Origin of the sequence: Microcoleus sp. AR_TQ3_B6, assembly GCF_036702785.1 — a bacterium.
In the GTDB taxonomy this organism is placed as follows: domain Bacteria; phylum Cyanobacteriota; class Cyanobacteriia; order Cyanobacteriales; family Microcoleaceae; genus Microcoleus.
Window position 1 is genome coordinate 1 of the sequence record NZ_JAUBVJ010000220.1, and the last position, 2,106, is coordinate 2,106.

Sequence of the window (2,106 nt, forward strand, 5' to 3'; positions counted from 1 at the left end):
TCTAAACAGCGAGAGGTTTATTCCCAACCCGTTTAGCAACAAAAAGGGCGCACGCCTCTACAAGACTGGCGATCGAGCTCGCTACCGGAGTGATGGAAACATCGAGTTTCTCGGTCGTCTTGACAACCAGGTCAAAATTCGAGGCTTCCGCATCGAGCTAGGAGAGATCGAGGGGGTGCTGGGTCAACACCCGGCTGTAAACGACGCGGTGGTTGTGGTTAGAGAGGATGTACCAGGCAACAAGCGTCTGGTAGCTTATTTAGTCGTCAACCAGGCAACTGCACCAACGATTCCCAAGCTACAACAGTTTCTGAAGCAGAAGATGCCCGAGTATATGGTACCTAGTGCCTTCGTGCTGATGGACGTTCTGCCACTGACACCCAATGGCAAAATAGACCGCAGGGCCCTGCCGGCTCCTGATACCAGCAGACCCGAGGGGGAAGGAGCTTATGTAGCGCCTCAAACTCCCGTAGAGGAGATGGTCGCCGGAATCTGGGCTGACGTTCTGGCCGTGGAACAGGTCAGCATCCACGATAATTTCTTTGATTTGGGTGGGCATTCCTTGCTGGCAACCCAGCTCATCTCCAGACTGCGCGACACCTTCTGTGTAGAATTTCCTTTACGTAGTCTGTTTGATTCTCCCACAGTAGCTGGACTAAGTCAGCGTCTGGAGGCATTCCTTCGGACAGAGCTTGTTGTGGTACCGCCCCTGCTGCCCGTGGAGCGGTGCGGAGAAATGCTTCTGTCCTTTGCTCAAGCTAGGCTGTGGTTTTTGGAGCAATTGGAACCCGGCAGCTGGGCCTACAACATACCAGCAGCAGTGCGTCTTACAGGTTCGCTCGATGTAGCGGTACTGGAACAGAGCCTTAACGAAATCGTCGGGCGCCACGAAGCTCTGCGCACCACATTCACCATGGTAAGTGGAGAACCAATCCAGGTTATAGCCCCAGTCAAAGCTTTGAGTGTGCCGTTGGTAGATTTGCGATCGTTGCCAGAAGCCCAACAGGAGGCCCTGGTCAAGCGGCTGGCTACCGAGGAAGCACAGCAGCCCTTTGACCTGACTACTGGGCCGTTGCTGCGAGCAACACTGCTACAGCTGCGTGAAGCCGAGTACATACTGCTGCTGACAATGCACCACATTGTCAGCGATGGATGGTCGATGGGAGTCCTGATCCGAGAACTGGCGGCACTCTACGAAGCTTTCTCGACCGGTTCGCCTTCACCGTTACCCGAATTGCCTATCCAGTATGCGGATTTTGCCCACTGGCAGCGTCAGTGGCTACAGGGAGAAGTGTTAGCAGCTCAGCTTTCTTACTGGCAGCAACAACTGACTGGGGCTCCGGCGTTGCTGAAGCTACCCACAGACCGACCGCGACCAGCAGTCGGGACCTTCCGAGGCGCGACCCAATTTCTGGCTCTCCCGGAGTCGGTGAGCCAAAAGCTCAAATCCTTAAGTCAGCGCTCAGGCGTCACCCTGTTCATGACCCTACTGGCGGCATTCCAGACGTTGCTGTACCGCTATACCGGACAAGAGGACATCTGTATCGGCTCTCCGATTGCCAACCGCAACCGCAGCGAAACCGAGGATTTAATTGGCTTTTTCGTGAACACGCTGGTTCTGCGCACGGATCTGTCTGAAAATCCGAGTTTCCAGGAATTACTGGGTCGGGTGCGAGAAGTGGCTTTGGGTGCTTATGCCCACCAAGACCTGCCCTTCGAGCAGTTGGTGGAAGCACTACAGCCCGAGCGTTCCCTGAGCCACCATCCGCTGTTCCAGGTCATGTTTGTCCTTCAGAATGCCCCGATGCCAGCTCTGGAACTTCCAGACCTGACCTTAAGCTCCCTGGAGATAGAAAGCTCGACGGCAAAGTTCGATTTAACCCTGGCAATGGAAGACACCGAGCAGGGTTTGGTGGGATCGTTGGAGTACAACACCGATTTGTTCGATGCCGCTACCATTAGCCGGATGCTAGGACATTTTCAAACGTTGCTTGAAGGCATTGTCGAGAATCCGGCTCTACATCTATCGGACTTGCCGCTGCTGACACAGCCAGAGCGCCAGCAGTTGTTGGTGGAGTGGAATGACACCCAGGTGGATTACCCCAA

At 54.8% G+C, this 2,106-nt stretch carries 1 protein-coding gene; it reads left to right on the plus strand.

From position 1 onward, the window contains the following. A partial coding sequence (locus tag QUB56_RS36770; RefSeq protein ID WP_332961283.1) for a condensation domain-containing protein occupies positions 1-2,106 on the plus strand: 2,106 nt, incomplete at both ends.